The sequence below is a fragment of the Nitrospirillum guaranorum genome (assembly GCF_034653275.1).
GTDB lineage: Bacteria > Pseudomonadota > Alphaproteobacteria > Azospirillales > Azospirillaceae > Nitrospirillum.
On record NZ_JAYEES010000002.1, the window covers coordinates 384,479 to 399,771 of the forward strand.

Below are 15,293 nucleotides of genomic sequence, written 5' to 3' on the forward strand. Positions count from 1 at the left end.
CCGGGTGCGCGCGCCCGGCCGCGTCCTTCTTCCGGCGGCAGGGAGGTCGCCCCTTATGAAAATCTACCTCATGTCGCTGGGTGCCGGATTGCTGGTGGGCGTCATCTACGCCCTGATCAACGTCCGGTCCCCCGCCCCGCCCGTGGTGGCCCTGGTCGGCCTGCTTGGCATCCTGGTGGGCGAGCAAATCCCGCCCCTGCTGAAGACCCTGTGGGCCAAGGAGCCGGCGGCCCTGTCCTGGGTGCAGGAACAGGTGCGCCCGCACATGTTCGGCCACCTGCCGCAGGGGGCGCCCAAGGCCGCCGCCGCGGATGACACCACCCCCGATACCGCCAAAGGGACCTGAGAAATGACGACCGCTGCCGATGTCCAGACGGCCGACCTGATCCTGCATCACGGCCTGTTCACCACGCTGGACCGCGCCAACCCCACCGCCACCGCCGTGGCCGTGAAGGAGGGCCGTTTCCTGAAGGTGGGTGGGGAGCATGAGGTGATGGCCCATGCCGGCCCGGCCACCAAGGTGATCGACCTGAAAGGCCGCCGCGTCCTGCCCGGTCTGATCGACAACCACCTGCACATCATCCGCGGCGGCCTGAACTTCAACATGGAGCTGCGCTGGGATGGCATGCGGTCGCTGGCCGACGCCATGGCCATGCTGAAGCGCCAGGTGGCCATCACCCCCGCCCCGCAGTGGGTGCGCGTGGTCGGCGGCTTCACCGAGCACCAGTTCGTGGAAAAGCGCCTGCCCACCATCGAGGAACTGAACGCCGTGGCGCCCGACACGCCGGTGTTCATCCTGCACCTGTATGACCGCGCGTTGCTGAACGGCGCCGCGCTGCGCGCCGTGGGCTACACCAAGGACACGCCGGAACCGCCGGGCGGCCAGATCCTGCGCGACGCCAAGGGCAACCCCACCGGCCTGCTGCTGGCCAAGCCCAACGCCGCCATCCTCTACGCCACCCTGGCCAAGGGTCCCAAGCTGCCCTTCGAGTACCAGGTGAATTCCACCCGCCATTTCATGCGCGAGCTGAACCGGCTGGGCGTCACCGGCGCCATCGACGCCGGCGGCGGCTTCCAGAACTACCCGGACGACTATGAGGTCATCCAAAAGCTGGCGGACGAGGATCTGCTGACCATCCGCCTGGCCTACAATCTGTTCACGCAGAAGCCCAAGGGCGAGAAGGACGACTTCCTGAACTGGACACGGACCTCGACCTACAAGCAGGGCACCGACTATTTCCGCCACAACGGCGCCGGCGAGATGCTGGTGTTCTCCGCCGCGGACTTCGAGGATTTCCGCCAGCCCCGTCCCGACATAGCGCCGGAGATGGAAGGCGACCTGGAGGAGGTGGTGCGCATCCTGGCGCAGAACCGCTGGCCCTGGCGCATGCACGCCACCTATGACGAGACCATCAGCCGCGCCCTGGACGTGTTCGAAAAGGTGAACCAGGACGTGCCGCTGGAAGGCCTGAACTGGTTCTTCGACCACGCCGAGACCATCTCCGACGAATCCATCGACCGCATCGCGGCCTTGGGCGGCGGCATCGCCGTACAGCACCGCATGGCCTACCAGGGCGAATATTTCGTGGAGCGCTATGGCCTGGGGGCCGCCGCGGCCACGCCGCCGGTGGCGCGCATCCTGGAAAAGGGCGTCAAGGTTTCCGCCGGCACCGACGCCACGCGCGTCGCCAGCTACAATCCCTGGGTCTCGCTGGCCTGGCTGATCACCGGCAAGACGGTGGGCGGCCTGCACCTCTACCCCCGCGCCAACTGCCTGGACCGCGAGACGGCCCTGCGCATGTGGACGGAGAACACCACCTGGTTCTCCAATGAGGAAGGAAAAAAGGGCCGCATCCAGGAAGGCCAGCTGGCCGACCTGATCGTGCCCGATCGCGACTTCTTCGCCTGCGCCGAGGATGAGATCGCCGACACCACCGCCCTGCTGACCGTGGTGGGCGGCAAGGTGGTCTACGGCGCCGGCGACTTCGCCAGCCACGACGCCGCCCCCATCCCGCCGGCCATGCCCGATTGGTCGCCGGTGCGCACCTTCGGCGGCTACGGCGCCTGGAACCTGCTGGAACCGACGAACACGAAGCTGCAGCGCCAGGCGGCGCAAAGCTGCGGCTGCGACAGCGCCTGCGGCGTGCATGGCCACAGCCACGCCACCGCCTGGTCGGCCAAGCTGCCCATCCGCGACCTGAAGTCCTTCTGGGGCGCCTTGGGTTGCGCCTGCTGGGCCGTCTGATCATGCGGACGGCCTCACTGGTCCAGCCCGCCGCCCGCCTGCTGACGCCCCCCATCGTCCGGTGGGTGGCGCTGCTGGGCCTCTGCGCCGCCTACCTCCAGGGCGGGATCAACAAGGCCCTGGATTTCAACGGCGCCGTGGCGGAACTGGGGCACTTCGGCATGCCGGCCTCGGCCCCCCTGGCGGCGGCGGTCATCGCGCTGGAGCTGGGCGCGTCGCTGATGATCCTCAGCGGGCGCCTGCGCTGGATGGGCGCCCTGGCCCTGGCCGGCTTCACCCTGTTCGCCACTTTCGTGGCCAACCGCTACTGGGAGATGGCGGGGCAGGAGCGTTTCATGACCGCCAACGCCTTTTACGAACATCTGGGACTGGTCGGCGGCTTCGTCCTCGTGGCCTGGCACGACCTGAAATCCCACACCCCTTCCTCGTCCGCATCCTGATGGGAGCCTTTCCGATGCGTATCCGTTCCTATGCCGCCGCCCTGTTGATGGGCGCCTGCCTGGCCCTGCCCCTGGCGGCGCACGCGGCCACCGCCGCCAGCCCGGCCGTCGCCGTGGCGCCGCAGTACGACACCACCCACGTCTATGTGGCGGTGGAGGATGTCGACAAGTTCGTGGCCAGTTTCCTTGCCACCTTCGGCGGGCAGAGCACCAAGCAGGTGGTGGCCACCGTCACGCCGACGCCCAGCAGCACCACGTCGCAGCTGCTGCAGACCCCGGTGGGCACCGTCTCCCTGTTCGGCTTCAAGACCCCCATCCCCTACCCCTTCGGCGCGGAGCGCACGGGCTATCTGGTGACCGACATGGACGTGGCGACCAAGGCCGCCGTCGCCGCCGGCGCCGACGTGCTGGTGGAACCCTTCCCCGACCCCATCGGCCGCGACACCGTCATCCAGTGGCCGGGCGGGGTGAACATGCAGCTGTACTGGCACACCACCACGCCGAACTACGCCGCCTTCCAGACGGTGCCGGAGAACCGCGTCTACGTCTCCGCCCACAAGGTGAAGGAGTTCGTGAAGGACTTCGTGGCCTTCAGCCATGGCAAGGTGGTGTCGGACGACGCCAAGGCCCCGGGCGTGGAGATCGGCCGGCCCAACGACACCTATCACCGCATCCGCATCGAAAGCGCCTTCGGCAAGATGACCGTCCTGGTCACCGATGGCCACCTGCCCTGGCCCTACGGCCGGGAGATGACCGGCTATGAGGTGCCGAACCTGGATGAGACCCTGGCCAAGGCCAAGGCCGCCGGCGTGACCGTGGTGGTGGAGCCCTACACCGCCGACCACCGCAAGGCCGTGGTGGTGCAGTTCCCTGGCGGCTACGTCGCCGAAATCCACAGCGCGTCCTAAGACCCGTCATGACCCGCCGACGGCACCGCCCGAAGTCCCTGTGCCGTCGGCACATGATGGCATCTACGCTCACCCTGGGCACCCTGGCCCTGGCCTGCGCGGTTCCCGCCAGCGCCGGGGCGCAGGAGGACGATACGATAGAAACGCCTGCGGCCTCGGCCGCGACGAGGCCCGCCATCAAGTCCAATCGCTGGCAGGAGGATTGGTCGGCCCTGGCCAACCCCGCCCTGCGCACCGAGCCGCTGGACGGGCTGAAGTACATCCCGCTGGACGACACCAACGCCCTGACCTACCTGTCGCTGGGCCTGACCCTGCGCGAGCGGTTCGAGGACAATGAGGCGCCCGCCTTCGGCATCGGCGGCCGCAAGGGCGACAGCTACGTCATCCAGCGCCTGCAGACCCATATGGACCTGCGCATCGACGGCCATTGGCAGCTTTTCGGCCAGTTCGAGGACGCGCGCGCCTTCGACAAGACCACCCTGACCCCCGCCGACCAGAACCAGGCCGATCTGCGCCAGGCCTTCGTCGCCTACAGCGGTGACCTCACCGACGACATCACCCTGAAGGTGCGCGCCGGCCGGCAGGAGATGGGATTCGATCGCCAGCGCTTTGTTTCCACCCGCGACGGGCCCAACGTGCGCCAAGCCTTCGACGCCGTGTGGGTCAACATGGAAACCGCCCCCTGGCGCATCATCAGTTTCTGGAGCCATCCGGTGCAGTATCGCACGGGGGAGCCGTTCGACGACTATTCCAACACCCACCTGCAATACGGCGGCATCCGCGTGGAGCATGCGGGTGTGGGGCCCGGGGAGCTGTCGGCCTATTATTCCCGCTACCAGAACGACACCGCCAGATACCTAGACGCCAGCGGGCTGGAGCGACGCGACATCTTCGACCTGCGTTATGCCGGCGTGGCGGCGGGCTTCGATTGGGATGTGGAGGGCATGGCCCAATGGGGCACGGTGGGACCCAAATCCGTCGGTTCCTGGGCGGTGGGCGCCCTGACCGGCTACACCTTGACGGACGTCGTCTGGACGCCGCGCCTCGGCCTGCAGGCGGACGCCGCCTCGGGCGACGACCGCGCCGGCGACGGGCGGCTGGGCACCTTCAATCCGCTGTTCCCCAACGGCTATTATTTCGCGCTGGCGGGCTACACCGGCTATGCCAACCTGATCCACCTGAAGCCGTCGCTGACGGTGAAGCCGATGCCGAAGCTGAGCCTCATGACGGCGGCGGGGCTGCTGTGGCGGCAGACGACGGCCGACGCCGTCTATGTCCAGCCCAGCAACGCCGTGCCCGGCACCGCCGGCAAGGGCACACCGTGGACCGGCGTCTACGGCCAGCTGCGCGCGGACTATGCCGTGACCGCCAACCTGACCACGGCGGTGGAGGCGGTGCACTACGCCATCGGCGACACCTTGCGCCGCGCCGGCGGCCATGACAGCGATTATCTGGGCATTGAAGTCAAACTGGGATGGTAAGGCCATGAAACAGGGTTTGCCCGTGTTGTTGAGCGTCAACGGCGGCTATGTCGACACCGCCGGCTTCCTGGCCTTGCAGGGGCTGTTCACCGCCCATGTCACCGGCAACTTCGTCACCTTCGGCGCGTCGCTGGTGCTGGGCACCTCCGGCGCCGGGGCCAAGCTGCTGGCCCTGCCGGTGTTCTGCGTGGTGGTGATCCTGTCGCGCCTCCTCTGCGCGGGGCTGGAGCGGCGGCAGATACCCATCCTGCGCACCCTCTTGGTGCTGAAGATGCTGCTGCTGGCCGCAGGCGCCGCCCTGGCCATCCATTTCGGTCCCTTCCACGACGGCGACGCCCTGCCGGCCATCGTGACGGGCATGGTGCTGGTGACCGCGATGGCCCTGCAGAACGGCATGCACCGGGCCCACATGAGCACGACGCCGCCCACCACCCTGATGACCGGCACCACCACCCAGATCATGATCGACTTGGCCGACCTGATGCGCGGCGTTGGGCCCGAGGCGCGGGCCGCCGCCAAGGGCCGCCTGGGCAAGATGTCGGCCAGCGTCATCGGCTTCGCCTTCGGTTGCGCCGCCGCCGCCGGCCTGTTCCTGGTGGTGCGCGAATGGGCCTTCGCCGTGCCGCCGGTCATCGCCTTCATCGGCGTCCTGGTGACGGGCGACGTCCAGGCTAGCCCTGTGGCGCCAACAGCACGGTGAGCAGGATCTCCTCCCCCGCTTCACAGTCCTGATACATCGCCTCTTCCAGGGCGTTCAGCGCCCGGTTGATGCGCGCCAGCTTGGCGGCGTCCGCCCGCACCACATGGAAGCGCGCCGCCAAGGTGCGCTGATCGCCCTCGAAGCGGGGGTTGCCCGTCTCGATGGCGGCGGAGACGGCGCGCGCCCCGGCCTCCGCCACCCGCAGGGCGGCCCGGGCATAGGTGCGCCGCCCCTCCTCCGTCCCAACGGCGGCGACGGAGGACAGCTGGTCCGCCACCATGGCGTAGACCGCTTCCGGCCGGCGCGCGCCCCGCCGCTCCCCCACCACCCGCAGCAGCCCGATCTCCTCCATCTGTTTCAGGTGATGGTAGAGCGAGGTCACCGGCCGGCCCATGCGCTGGGCGATTTCCCGCGCCGTGGCTTGGCTGTCGATCTCCAGCCGTTGGATGATGGCCAGGCGGATGGGAGAGGTCAGGCAGTCCAGCTGCGGCTGGGTCAGGATGTGGGTGTTGGGCATCGGATCCAGGGGTCTGTCGACGGGACTTGTGCTTTCCTATAATTCAAAATATAAGCGTTTTTAGAATTATTGGGAAGAGGTGTGGCGTGGGCTTGCGTGGATCCTTGGCCGGTGCGCTGGCCCTGCTGCTGATGGCCGCCCCCGTCGCCAGCACCATGGCGGATCCGGTGCCGGCAACGGCCATCGATCGCGACGTGGCGGCCGCCCTGCGCCGCTTGGGCGTGCCCGGCGCGGCGGTGCAGGCGATCCGCCAGGGCACGGTCATCTACACCAAAGCCTTCGGGTCGCTGGACGCCTCAAATGGTGCACCGGTGCGACCCGATACCTATTTCGAGATCGGATCCATCACCAAGCAGTTCACCGCCGCCGCCATCCTGCAGTTGCAGGAGGCTGGGAAGCTTCGGGTCGACCGGCCGCTGGCCGACTATCTGCCCGACGCTCCGCACGCGGCCGAGGTGACGCTGCGCCAGCTGCTGAGCCACACCAGCGGCCTGCATGAGTATCTGGACGGGCCGGGGATTGATGAGCTGGCCACCCGCCCCATCGCCTATCCGGACCTGATCGCGCGGGTGGCCACCCTGCCCCTGGATTTCCCGCCCGGCAGCCGCTGGTCCTACTCCAACACCGGCTATCTGCTGCTGGGCAAGGTCATCGAGGCGGTGTCGGGTGAGACCTACCGCGCCTATCTGCAGCACCACGTCTTCGACCCGCTGGGCCTGGGTGAGATGCGCACAACAGCGGAGGAGCCGTACCTGCCCAACATGGCCGTCGGCCACCACCATGTGGACGGCCGGCTGGAGCGCGCCGGCATCATTGGCCCCGACTGGGCGGGCCCTGCCGGCTTCCTGGTCATGCGGCTGAGGGACCTGGCGGTGTGGGACACGGCCCTGCGGGGCGGCAAGGTCATCTCGCCGGACAGCTATCGCCAGATGACGACGCCCTTCATAACCAGCCAGAATGGCAGCGCCGACTATGGTTTCGGCCTGTTCGTCGGCGCCGTCTATGGCCAGCCGCGCATCGGCCACACCGGCGGGTCCCTGGGCTTCACCACCGCGGACGAATATTTCCCCAAGCAGGATGTGCGCATCGTCGCCCTGACCAACCTGGGCGATGACTCGCCGGAGGCGGGGGAGGCGCTGACCAACATCGTCTTCACCGACCTCTACCCCGCCCTGGCGGCGACGGCCGAACGGCCCGCCCCGGGCGAGGACGCGCGCGTCACGCGGGCGGCGGCGGACGCCTTCCGCGACCTGCAGACCGGCGGGGACTATGCCCACTTCGGTGTCGTGCTGGGGGCCAAGCTGGCGGGCGGCAAGGGCGCCAAATTCGCCACCGACCTCGCCCCCTACGGCGCGCCCACGGCCATGACCTTCAAGGGCGCGCGGCAGAGCGGGGTGGAGCGCTGGTACGACTACGTCCTGCAGTTCGGCCCCGGCGTCTTCCTGCCCTTCGCCGTCCGCCTGGGGGAGGATGGCAAGGTGGCGGGCTTCTCCATCGGCTAGCGCTTCCGCCCCGCCGCCGTTATAGTTACCGGTAACATGCCGAGTGGCTAAAACCGGGGGGGAATATGCGTGGTACCAAGCGGGCGTTAGCCCGATGCGTGAAAGTGGCCATCTGTCTGGTCACACTGGCCGGAACCCCAGCCCTGGCCACCACTATCGACCGCGCCCCCTGGGGTGCCGCGCCGGGTGGGGAGAAGACCGAGACCCTAACAGTCGCCAACGACATCGCCCGCCTGACGCTGTCCACCTATGGCGCCCGCATGGTGTCCCTGCAACTGCCGGATCGCGACGGCCATTGGTCGGATGTGCTGATCCTACCCGACACGCCGGCCAAGCTGACGGATTTCTGGGTGATGGCCGGCGCCTCCATCGGCCGCTACGCCAACCGCATCGCCAACGGCGCCTTCACACTGGACGGCAAGACCTATCAGATCGACCGCAACCTGGGCCCGCATACCCTGCACGGCGGGTCCAACGGCTTCGACAGCCGGGTGTGGGAGGCCAAGGCCATCGTGGACGGCGTGGAATTCCATTATGTCTCGGCGGATGGGGAGATGGGCTTCCCCGGCACCCTGGACGTGAGCGTGACCTATCATCTGGCCCGGCGCGGCGGGCAGGCCATCGTCACCATCGATTATGCCGCCAAAACCGACAAGCCGACGGTGGTCAACCTGACCAACCATTCCTTTTTCAACCTGGCGGGTGCGGGCCAGCCCATGACCGGCCAGGCCGTCACCATCGCCGCCGACCGCTACACCCCCACCAGCCCCGACGCCATTCCGGACGGCAGCGTCAAGCCGGTGGATGGCACCCGCTTCGACCTGCGCCACACCACCGGGTTCAGCGCCATCCTGGCCGGTGGCGGCATGGACCAGAACTTCGTCCTATCCGCCCCCAGCCTGAAGACTCCCGTGGCCACGGTGACCGACACGGTTTCCGGCCGCATGATGGAGGTCTACACCACCGAGCCCGGCCTGCAATTCTACCTACCGGCCAAGCCCCCCGCCCTGAACGGCGTGCCCACCCACGGTTTTTCCCTGGAATCGCAGCACTATCCGGACAGCCCCAACCACCCGGCCTTCCCCAGCACGATCTTGCGTCCCGGCCAGACATTCCAATCCACCACCCGCTATGTGTTCACCGTGGGGCGGTGAGAGTGGGTCCCCAATGGCATAAATTGCGCAATTTATGCCATTGCTCTAAAGTGCCTGGAGTTAGGAGGGCGGTGCGATGAATGTTTCCATCGGTGAACGCTGGGAAGGGTTTGTTGAGGACGTCGTGAAAAGTGGTCGCTACGGGTCGGCCAGCGAGGTTGTGCGGGAAGGCCTGCGCCTGGTGGAAGAGCGCGAAGCCAAACTGCAAGCGCTACGCAATACCTTGGACGCCTCCATCGCTGCCGGCGGCCAAAACACGGACGACGACCTGACCCGCTTGTTGGATGCCAAGGCGGCTGAATTGGCGAAGGCCGGCTACTGAGTGCGACGGCTCGTCCTTCTCGATGTGATTGCCCATTTCAGGGACGACCCATTGTAGTTTGGCAAGAGGCCTACCCCTGCCGCCGCCGCCAGGCGGCTGGGGGCATGCCCGTTGCGGCGGCGAAGACGCGGGTCAGGTGGCTTTGGTCGGCGAAGCCACAGGCCAGGGCGATCTCGGCGATGGACTGGGGGCCACGCAACAGCTCCCGCGCGCGGGCCACGCGGTGGTCCAGCAGCCAGCGATAGGGCGTCTGGCCGGTGGTTTCGCGGAAGGCCTTGATGAAGTGGCTGCGCGACAGGCCGCATTCGGCCGCCACCTTGGCGATGGCGACGTCGCCACCCAAATTGGCGGCCAAGAACTCCTTCGCCCGCGCCTCCTGCCATTGCGACAGGCCGCCCGTGCGCCGGCCGCCCGGCGGCGCCAGCACGGCCATGCCGCCATAGGTCTGGGCCACGTGGATGGTCAGCGCCAGGGTCACCTGGTCCACGAACAGGCGATTGCCCCGGTCCGGCACGTCCAACGCCGGCAGCAGGGCGGAGGCCAGGCCATAGGCCACCGGGTCCACCGTGCCCCGCGCGCAGGCGAAGCCGCTGACGGCCGGACACTCCAGCTCTTCGGACAGGGCGTCCAGGCTGGCGCGCGGTATCTGGACGCGGACATTGTCGAAGGATGAGAGGTGACGGCAGGCCCAGCCCTCCCCCAGGTGGGTGACGGACAGGGCCATGCGGGCGTGGCCGCCGCTGAAGACCAGACGCCCGCCGCGCCACAGCTCATGCCGGGCGAAGTCGCGCAACTGGACGATGATGGAGAACATGTCCAGGCAGGGGATGTCCTGCCGGTCGCGGCTGGCGGGGTGGTCCTGGCGCAGGCGCAGGACCTGCGTGTCGCCCGCCCGCAGGCTGGTGGCGCCCGGCGGGGCCAAGCGTGTGTCCGGCATGATCTCCCCCATCTGGTTGGCGCGATCCCGCTTCCCCCGGGCGGGGGTGCCCCACTAGACTACAGCCGCTGGGGACGGGTTGTCGAAAGACAAGGGCGGGGGCCGAACCGTCGCCGGCGCCCTCCGCCACCCCGCCGTTTTGGCGGGACTATCGTTCAAATCCACGCGCATCCGACAAGAACGGCCGGCCGCCGCCGCCTACCGTGGCCCGTCGTTCGCACGGACAAATGTTTTGCTGGAAAACCGTTGGGGGATCATGAGCAGCGTCGGGCAGTTCGAATTCATCCTGCTGCTATTGGTGGCCATCCTGGGCCTGCGCCTGTTGGCCGGCCGCCTGGGCCTGCCGCCGGCTGCGGCCCTGATCATGGGCGGCATGGGCCTCGCCTTCGTGCCCGGCGTGCCGGCTTTCGACCTGGATCCCGACCTGGTGCTGGTGTTGTTCCTGCCGCCGCTGCTGATGGATGGGGCCTACTACACCGTCTGGCGGGAGTTCCGGCGCAACCTGGCCGCCATCCTGCAACTGGCCATCGGCGCCGTACTGTTCACCACCCTGGCCGTGGGCGTCGTCACCCATCTGCTGGTGCCGGACCTGCCTTGGGCGGTGTGCTTCGCCCTGGGTGCCGTGGTCTCGCCCCCCGACGCGGTGGCGGCCAAGGCGGTGCTGGAGCATGTGACCCTGCCCCGTCGCCTGGTCGTGCTGCTGGAGGGGGAAAGCCTGCTGAACGACGCCGCCGGCCTGGTGCTGTTCCGCTTCGCCATCGCCGCGGCGCTGACCGGCGCGTTCAGCCTGGGCCAGGCCACCCTGGCCTTCACCGGCTTGGCGGTGGGCGGCGTCATCGTCGGCGGCGCGCTGGGCTATCTCTGGATCCGCGGGCTGCGCCTGCTCAAGCATGAGCACCTGACCATCACCGCCATCTTCCTGCTGCCCTGGGCTGCCTATATCAGCGGCGAGGCGGCGGGCGTCTCTGGCGTCATCGCCACGGTGGCCGCCGGCCTGGTTCTGGGCTGGCACCAGCATGAGGTGTTCACCGCCAGCGTGCGCCTGATGAGCACCGCCGCCTGGCAGGTCATGGTCTTCGTGCTGGAGGCCCTGGTCTTCATCCTGATCGGCCTGTCGCTGCGGGGCGTGATGAGCCGCCTGGGCGGCGTGGAACACGCGCTGGGCACCCTGGCCGTGCCGGTTTTGGCCGTGCTGGGCACTGTGGTGGTGGCCCGCTTCCTCTGGGTGTTCGCGGCGGAGGGTGTTGGGCAGATCCTGGGCCTGCTGGTGAAGCGCCGGCCGCTGTGGTCGCCCGCCAGCGCCCTGCTGCTGAGCTGGGCCGGCATGCGCGGCGTGGTCACCCTGGCCGTGGCCCTGTCCATCCCCATCGAAGTGCCGGGGCGTGACCTGATCCTGGCCGCCGCCTTCGCCGTCATCCTGGGTACCGTGCTGATCCAGGGCAGCAGCCTGGGCCCCCTGATCCGCTGGCTGGGCCTGGACAAGTCGGCCGGTCACCAAGGCGCGGTGCTGACCGCACCCCAGGCTATGGCCGCCGTCACCGCCGCCCAGCTGGAGGCCGTGCGCGCCCGCGCCCACAACGCCGACGGCAGTGTGCGCCACCCCCGCCTGCTGGAGCAGTACACCCACCGCGCCCGAGTGGCCGAGCGCTATTCCCGGGAGCGGGACGTTCTGAGCGCCGACCGCAGCGAGCACTACGACGTGATATTGGCCACCATCGCCGCCGGCCGGGCGGAAATCCTGCGCCTGCACCGCACCGGCCGCATCCACGACGACGTGCTGCACGTTCTGGAATATGAGCTGGATTTGCAGGAGATGGCGGCCAGCACCTCGCGGATGAGGCTGGGTTAAGGATTGCCAGGGCCATCCGCCGACAGCACGGCGATGGCCTGACGACAGAAGTCCACCCATAGGGTTTCCGCCATCAGGCCGGCCTGCAGCACCAGGTGCCGCAGTTCCCGCTGGCGGCTGTCGGCGCCGTCGCTGAAGTCGCGCCGCTCGATCTCCCGGTACAGCGCCAGCTTCTCCAGATGCTGGCCCAGGCGGCTTTCGATGTCGCGCACCAGGTCGGTGGGGCCGATCACCGCCTCGGCCCGCAGACGCACCATCAGCTCGTCGCGCAGCGGCTTGGCCTCACGCGATTCCCCCGTCCAGCGGCGCAGTTCCTCCCGCCCCGCCGGCAGCACCTGGTAGGCGCGCTTGCGGCCCCGGCCGGCCTCCGGCTCCAGGGCCGTGACCCAGCCCAGATCCTCCAGCCGCTTCAGCTCGCGGTAAATCTGCTGGTGCGTCGCCTGCCAGAAGAAGCCGATGGAGCGGTCGAAACGGCCCGCCAACTCGGAACCAGAGCAGGGGCGTTCCAGCAGGGCGGTCAGCAGGGCATGCGGCAGGGACATGGAGGCTCGATCCGATAAAATACCCCCGACGGTACCCGCCCGGGCCATCTCTATGCAACCTGTTGCACAAACGGCCCGCCTGACCCATTATGCAACAAGTTGCATAATAGGAGACGGGCGCGCCATCATGACCACCCCCTACCCCCATCTGCTGCAGCCGCTGGACCTGGGCTTCACGCAGCTGCGCAACCGCGTGCTGATGGGGTCCATGCATACGGGGCTGGAGGACAGCCGCCAGAACCTGCATCGCCTGGCCGCCTACCTGGGTGAGCGGGCGGCGGGTGGGGTTGGCCTGATCGTCACCGGCGGCTTCGCGCCCAACATCGCCGGCTGGACGAAGCCCATGGGCGGCACCCTGGCCCTGACTTCCACCGCGCGCCGCCACCGGCCCATTCCGGAAGCCGTACATGCGGAGGGGGGCAAGATCGCGCTGCAGATCCTGCACACCGGCCGCTACGGCTATCACCCCTTCGCCGTCGCGCCGTCGCGCGTGAAATCACCCATCAGCCCCTTCACCCCGCATGCGCTGAGCGCCCGGGGGATCGAGCGGCAGATCCGCGCCTTTGTCCGCTGCGCCCTGCTGGCGCGGGAGGCCGGGTACGACGGCGTGGAGATCATGGGGTCCGAAGGCTATTTCATTAATCAGTTCCTGGTGACCCACACCAACAAGCGCACCGACGCCTGGGGCGGGCCTTACGAGAACCGCATGCGCCTGCCGGTGGAGATCGTGCGCCGCACGCGGGAGGCGCTGGGCCGCGACTTCATCATCATCTACCGTCTGTCCATGCTGGACCTGATCCCCGACGGCAGCACGTGGGACGAGGTGGTGCAACTGGCCAAGGCGGTGGAGGCGGCGGGTGCCACCCTGATCAACACCGGCATCGGCTGGCATGAGGCGCGCATCCCCACCATCGCCACCTCCGTCCCCCGCGGCGCCTTCGCCTGGGTGACCAAGAAGATGAAGGGCAACGTCGGCATCCCCCTGGTCACCACCAACCGCATCAACACGCCGGAGGTGGCGGAGCAAATCCTGGCCGACGGCTGCGCCGACATGGTGTCCATGGCCCGGCCCCTGCTGGCGGACGCGGCGTTCGTCAACAAGGCCGCCGCCGGCAGGGCGGATGAGATCAACACCTGCATCGGCTGCAACCAGGCCTGCCTGGACCACACCTTCAAGGCCCAGATTTCCACCTGCCTGGTGAACCCCCGCGCCTGCCATGAGACGGAGCTGACCTACGCCCCCGCCGCCGTGCGGAAGCATATCGCCGTGGTGGGCGCCGGCCCCGCCGGCCTGGCCGCCGCCACCGTCGCCGCCCAGCGCGGCCATCATGTGGATCTGTTTGAGGCGGCGGGCGAGATCGGCGGCCAGTTCAACATGGCCAAGCGCATTCCCGGCAAGGAGGAGTTCCAGGAGACGCTGCGCTATTTCCGCCGGCAGATCGAGTTGACGGGCGTCCGCCTGCACCTGAACCGCAAGGTGGGGGCGGAAGAACTGACCGGCGGCGGCTTCGACGAGGTCATCCTGGCCACGGGCGTCACGCCGCGTGACCCGCGCATCCCGGGGCAGGACGCGGGCATAGCCAGCGGCCGGGTGGTCACCTACCTGGACGTGCTGCGCCATAACAAGCCGGTGGGCCGGCGCGTGGCGGTCATCGGCGCCGGCGGCATCGGCTTCGACATCAGCGAGTACCTGGTGCAGGACGGCCCCTCCCCCACCCTGGATCTGGCCGCATGGCAGGCGGAATGGGGGGTGACGGACCCGGCCACGACGCGCGGCGGCGTCACCCGGCCGGAGATCACGGTCCCGGCGCGCGAGGTCACCCTGCTGCAGCGCAAGCCCGGCGGCCTGGGCAAGGGGCTGGGCAAGACAACCGGCTGGATCCACCGCCGCCTGCTGAAGATGAAGAACGTGCAGATGCTGGCCGGCGTGAATTACGAGCGCATCGACGAAGGCGGCCTGTTCATCACCTTCGGCGAGAAGCGGGAGAACCCGACGGTGATCGAGGTCGACACCATCGTGCTGTGCGCCGGACAGGAGCCCCTGCGCGAGTTGCACGAACCGCTGAAGGCGGCGGGCGTCGCGGTCCATCTGATCGGCGGTGCCGACGTGGCGGCTGAACTGGACGCCAAGCGGGCGATCAACCAGGGCAGCCGCCTGGCCGCCACCCTCTGACGGAGACCATCATGACCGACCTGCCGCTGCATCCCGCCGTCGCCGCCAGCCTGGAGAAGTGGCACGACGGCGTCGCCCGCCGCGACCTGTCCTTCCTGCCAACCATCGTGCATCCGGAGGCGGTGTTCCGCTCCCCCATGGCGTTCACGCCCTATGGCCCCGCGCAGGCCCTGGTCCTCATCCTGGGCACCGTCATTCAGGTGTTCCAGGATTTCGCCTATCACCGCCAGTTCATCGACGCCGACGGCCTGAACGTGGTGCTGGAATTCAGCGCCAAGGTGGGCGAGCGCGAGTTGAAGGGCATCGACATGATCCGCTTCGACGCGCAGGGTCGCATCGTGGAGTTCGAGGTGATGGTCCGCCCCATGAGCGGCCTGCAGGCCCTGGGCGAGGAAATGGGCCGCCGCCTGGCCCATGCCCTGCCCACGCATAAGCAGCGGGCCTGACCGGCAAATGCCGGCGGCATGAGCATGGCTCATGCCGCTGTAGGACGCTCCACCGCTTACGAAAAATGGAGGGCCGC

At 68.5% G+C, this 15,293-nt stretch carries 15 protein-coding genes; 12 read left to right on the forward strand and 3 right to left on the reverse strand.

Annotated features, from left to right (window positions below; translation table 11 throughout):
* Positions 1-55 precede the first annotated feature (55 nt).
* Genes UAJ10_RS07465 through UAJ10_RS07490 form a run of 6 tightly spaced genes read left to right on the forward strand, consistent with a single transcriptional unit; the run spans position 56 to position 5,774 of the window.
* Complete coding sequence (locus tag UAJ10_RS07465) at positions 56-346, forward strand: XapX domain-containing protein (protein ID WP_322914754.1); 291 nt, start codon at positions 56-58, stop codon at positions 344-346.
* Between the two features lie 3 nt (positions 347-349).
* Positions 350-2,245, forward strand: a complete 1,896-nt coding sequence (locus UAJ10_RS07470) for an amidohydrolase (protein ID WP_322914755.1) — start codon at positions 350-352, stop codon at positions 2,243-2,245.
* A 2-nt stretch (positions 2,246-2,247) separates the two neighbouring features.
* Positions 2,248-2,685, forward strand: a complete 438-nt coding sequence (locus tag UAJ10_RS07475; RefSeq protein WP_322914756.1) for a DoxX family protein — start codon at positions 2,248-2,250, stop codon at positions 2,683-2,685.
* A gap of 14 nt (positions 2,686-2,699) precedes the next feature.
* Positions 2,700-3,593 (forward strand): VOC family protein, encoded by an 894-nt coding sequence (locus UAJ10_RS07480; RefSeq protein ID WP_322914757.1) that lies wholly within the window; start codon positions 2,700-2,702, stop codon positions 3,591-3,593.
* 8 nt (positions 3,594-3,601) lie between these two features.
* A complete protein-coding gene (locus UAJ10_RS07485; protein WP_322914758.1) occupies positions 3,602-5,074 on the forward strand; it encodes an alginate export family protein in 1,473 nt (490 codons plus the stop codon).
* Between the two features lie 4 nt (positions 5,075-5,078).
* Complete coding sequence (locus UAJ10_RS07490; protein WP_322914759.1) at positions 5,079-5,774, forward strand: DUF1275 family protein; 696 nt, start codon at positions 5,079-5,081, stop codon at positions 5,772-5,774.
* On the opposite strand, the gene UAJ10_RS07495 is transcribed toward UAJ10_RS07490, so the two are convergent.
* Positions 5,746-6,291 (reverse strand): helix-turn-helix domain-containing protein, encoded by a 546-nt coding sequence (locus UAJ10_RS07495; RefSeq protein WP_322914760.1) that lies wholly within the window; start codon positions 6,289-6,291, stop codon positions 5,746-5,748. The genes UAJ10_RS07490 and UAJ10_RS07495 overlap by 29 nt on opposite strands.
* Before the next feature lie 86 nt (positions 6,292-6,377).
* Between UAJ10_RS07495 and UAJ10_RS07500 the strand changes: the two genes are divergently transcribed.
* From UAJ10_RS07500 to UAJ10_RS07510, 3 genes are all read left to right on the forward strand, one after another.
* Positions 6,378-7,793, forward strand: coding sequence for a serine hydrolase domain-containing protein (locus tag UAJ10_RS07500; RefSeq protein WP_322914761.1), 1,416 nt, complete (start codon positions 6,378-6,380; stop codon positions 7,791-7,793).
* Positions 7,794-7,897: 104 nt separating this feature from the next.
* Positions 7,898-8,947, forward strand: coding sequence for an aldose epimerase family protein (locus UAJ10_RS07505; RefSeq protein ID WP_322914762.1), 1,050 nt, complete (start codon positions 7,898-7,900; stop codon positions 8,945-8,947).
* A 76-nt stretch (positions 8,948-9,023) separates the two neighbouring features.
* A complete protein-coding gene (locus tag UAJ10_RS07510) occupies positions 9,024-9,269 on the forward strand; it encodes a type II toxin-antitoxin system ParD family antitoxin (protein WP_145750553.1) in 246 nt (81 codons plus the stop codon).
* 70 nt (positions 9,270-9,339) lie between these two features.
* On the opposite strand, the gene UAJ10_RS07515 is transcribed toward UAJ10_RS07510, so the two are convergent.
* Positions 9,340-10,206 carry an AraC family transcriptional regulator gene (locus tag UAJ10_RS07515; protein ID WP_322914763.1) on the reverse strand — a complete coding sequence of 289 codons (867 nt, stop codon included), beginning with the start codon at positions 10,204-10,206 and terminating at the stop codon, positions 9,340-9,342.
* A 256-nt stretch (positions 10,207-10,462) separates the two neighbouring features.
* Between UAJ10_RS07515 and UAJ10_RS07520 the strand changes: the two genes are divergently transcribed.
* A complete protein-coding gene (locus tag UAJ10_RS07520; protein ID WP_322914764.1) occupies positions 10,463-12,055 on the forward strand; it encodes a Na+/H+ antiporter in 1,593 nt (530 codons plus the stop codon).
* On the opposite strand, the gene UAJ10_RS07525 is transcribed toward UAJ10_RS07520, so the two are convergent.
* Positions 12,052-12,597 carry a PadR family transcriptional regulator gene (locus UAJ10_RS07525; protein ID WP_322914765.1) on the reverse strand — a complete coding sequence of 182 codons (546 nt, stop codon included), beginning with the start codon at positions 12,595-12,597 and terminating at the stop codon, positions 12,052-12,054. The genes UAJ10_RS07520 and UAJ10_RS07525 overlap by 4 nt on opposite strands.
* A 127-nt stretch (positions 12,598-12,724) precedes the next feature.
* Here UAJ10_RS07525 and UAJ10_RS07530 point away from each other — a divergent pair, with 127 nt between their 5' ends.
* Together UAJ10_RS07530 and UAJ10_RS07535 are read left to right on the forward strand one after the other, a co-directional pair.
* Positions 12,725-14,770 carry an NADPH-dependent 2,4-dienoyl-CoA reductase gene (locus UAJ10_RS07530; protein ID WP_322914766.1) on the forward strand — a complete coding sequence of 682 codons (2,046 nt, stop codon included), beginning with the start codon at positions 12,725-12,727 and terminating at the stop codon, positions 14,768-14,770.
* 11 nt (positions 14,771-14,781) lie between these two features.
* Entirely contained in the window at positions 14,782-15,216 is a 435-nt protein-coding gene (locus tag UAJ10_RS07535; RefSeq protein WP_322914767.1) for a nuclear transport factor 2 family protein, read from the forward strand.
* Positions 15,217-15,293: the final 77 nt, after the last annotated feature.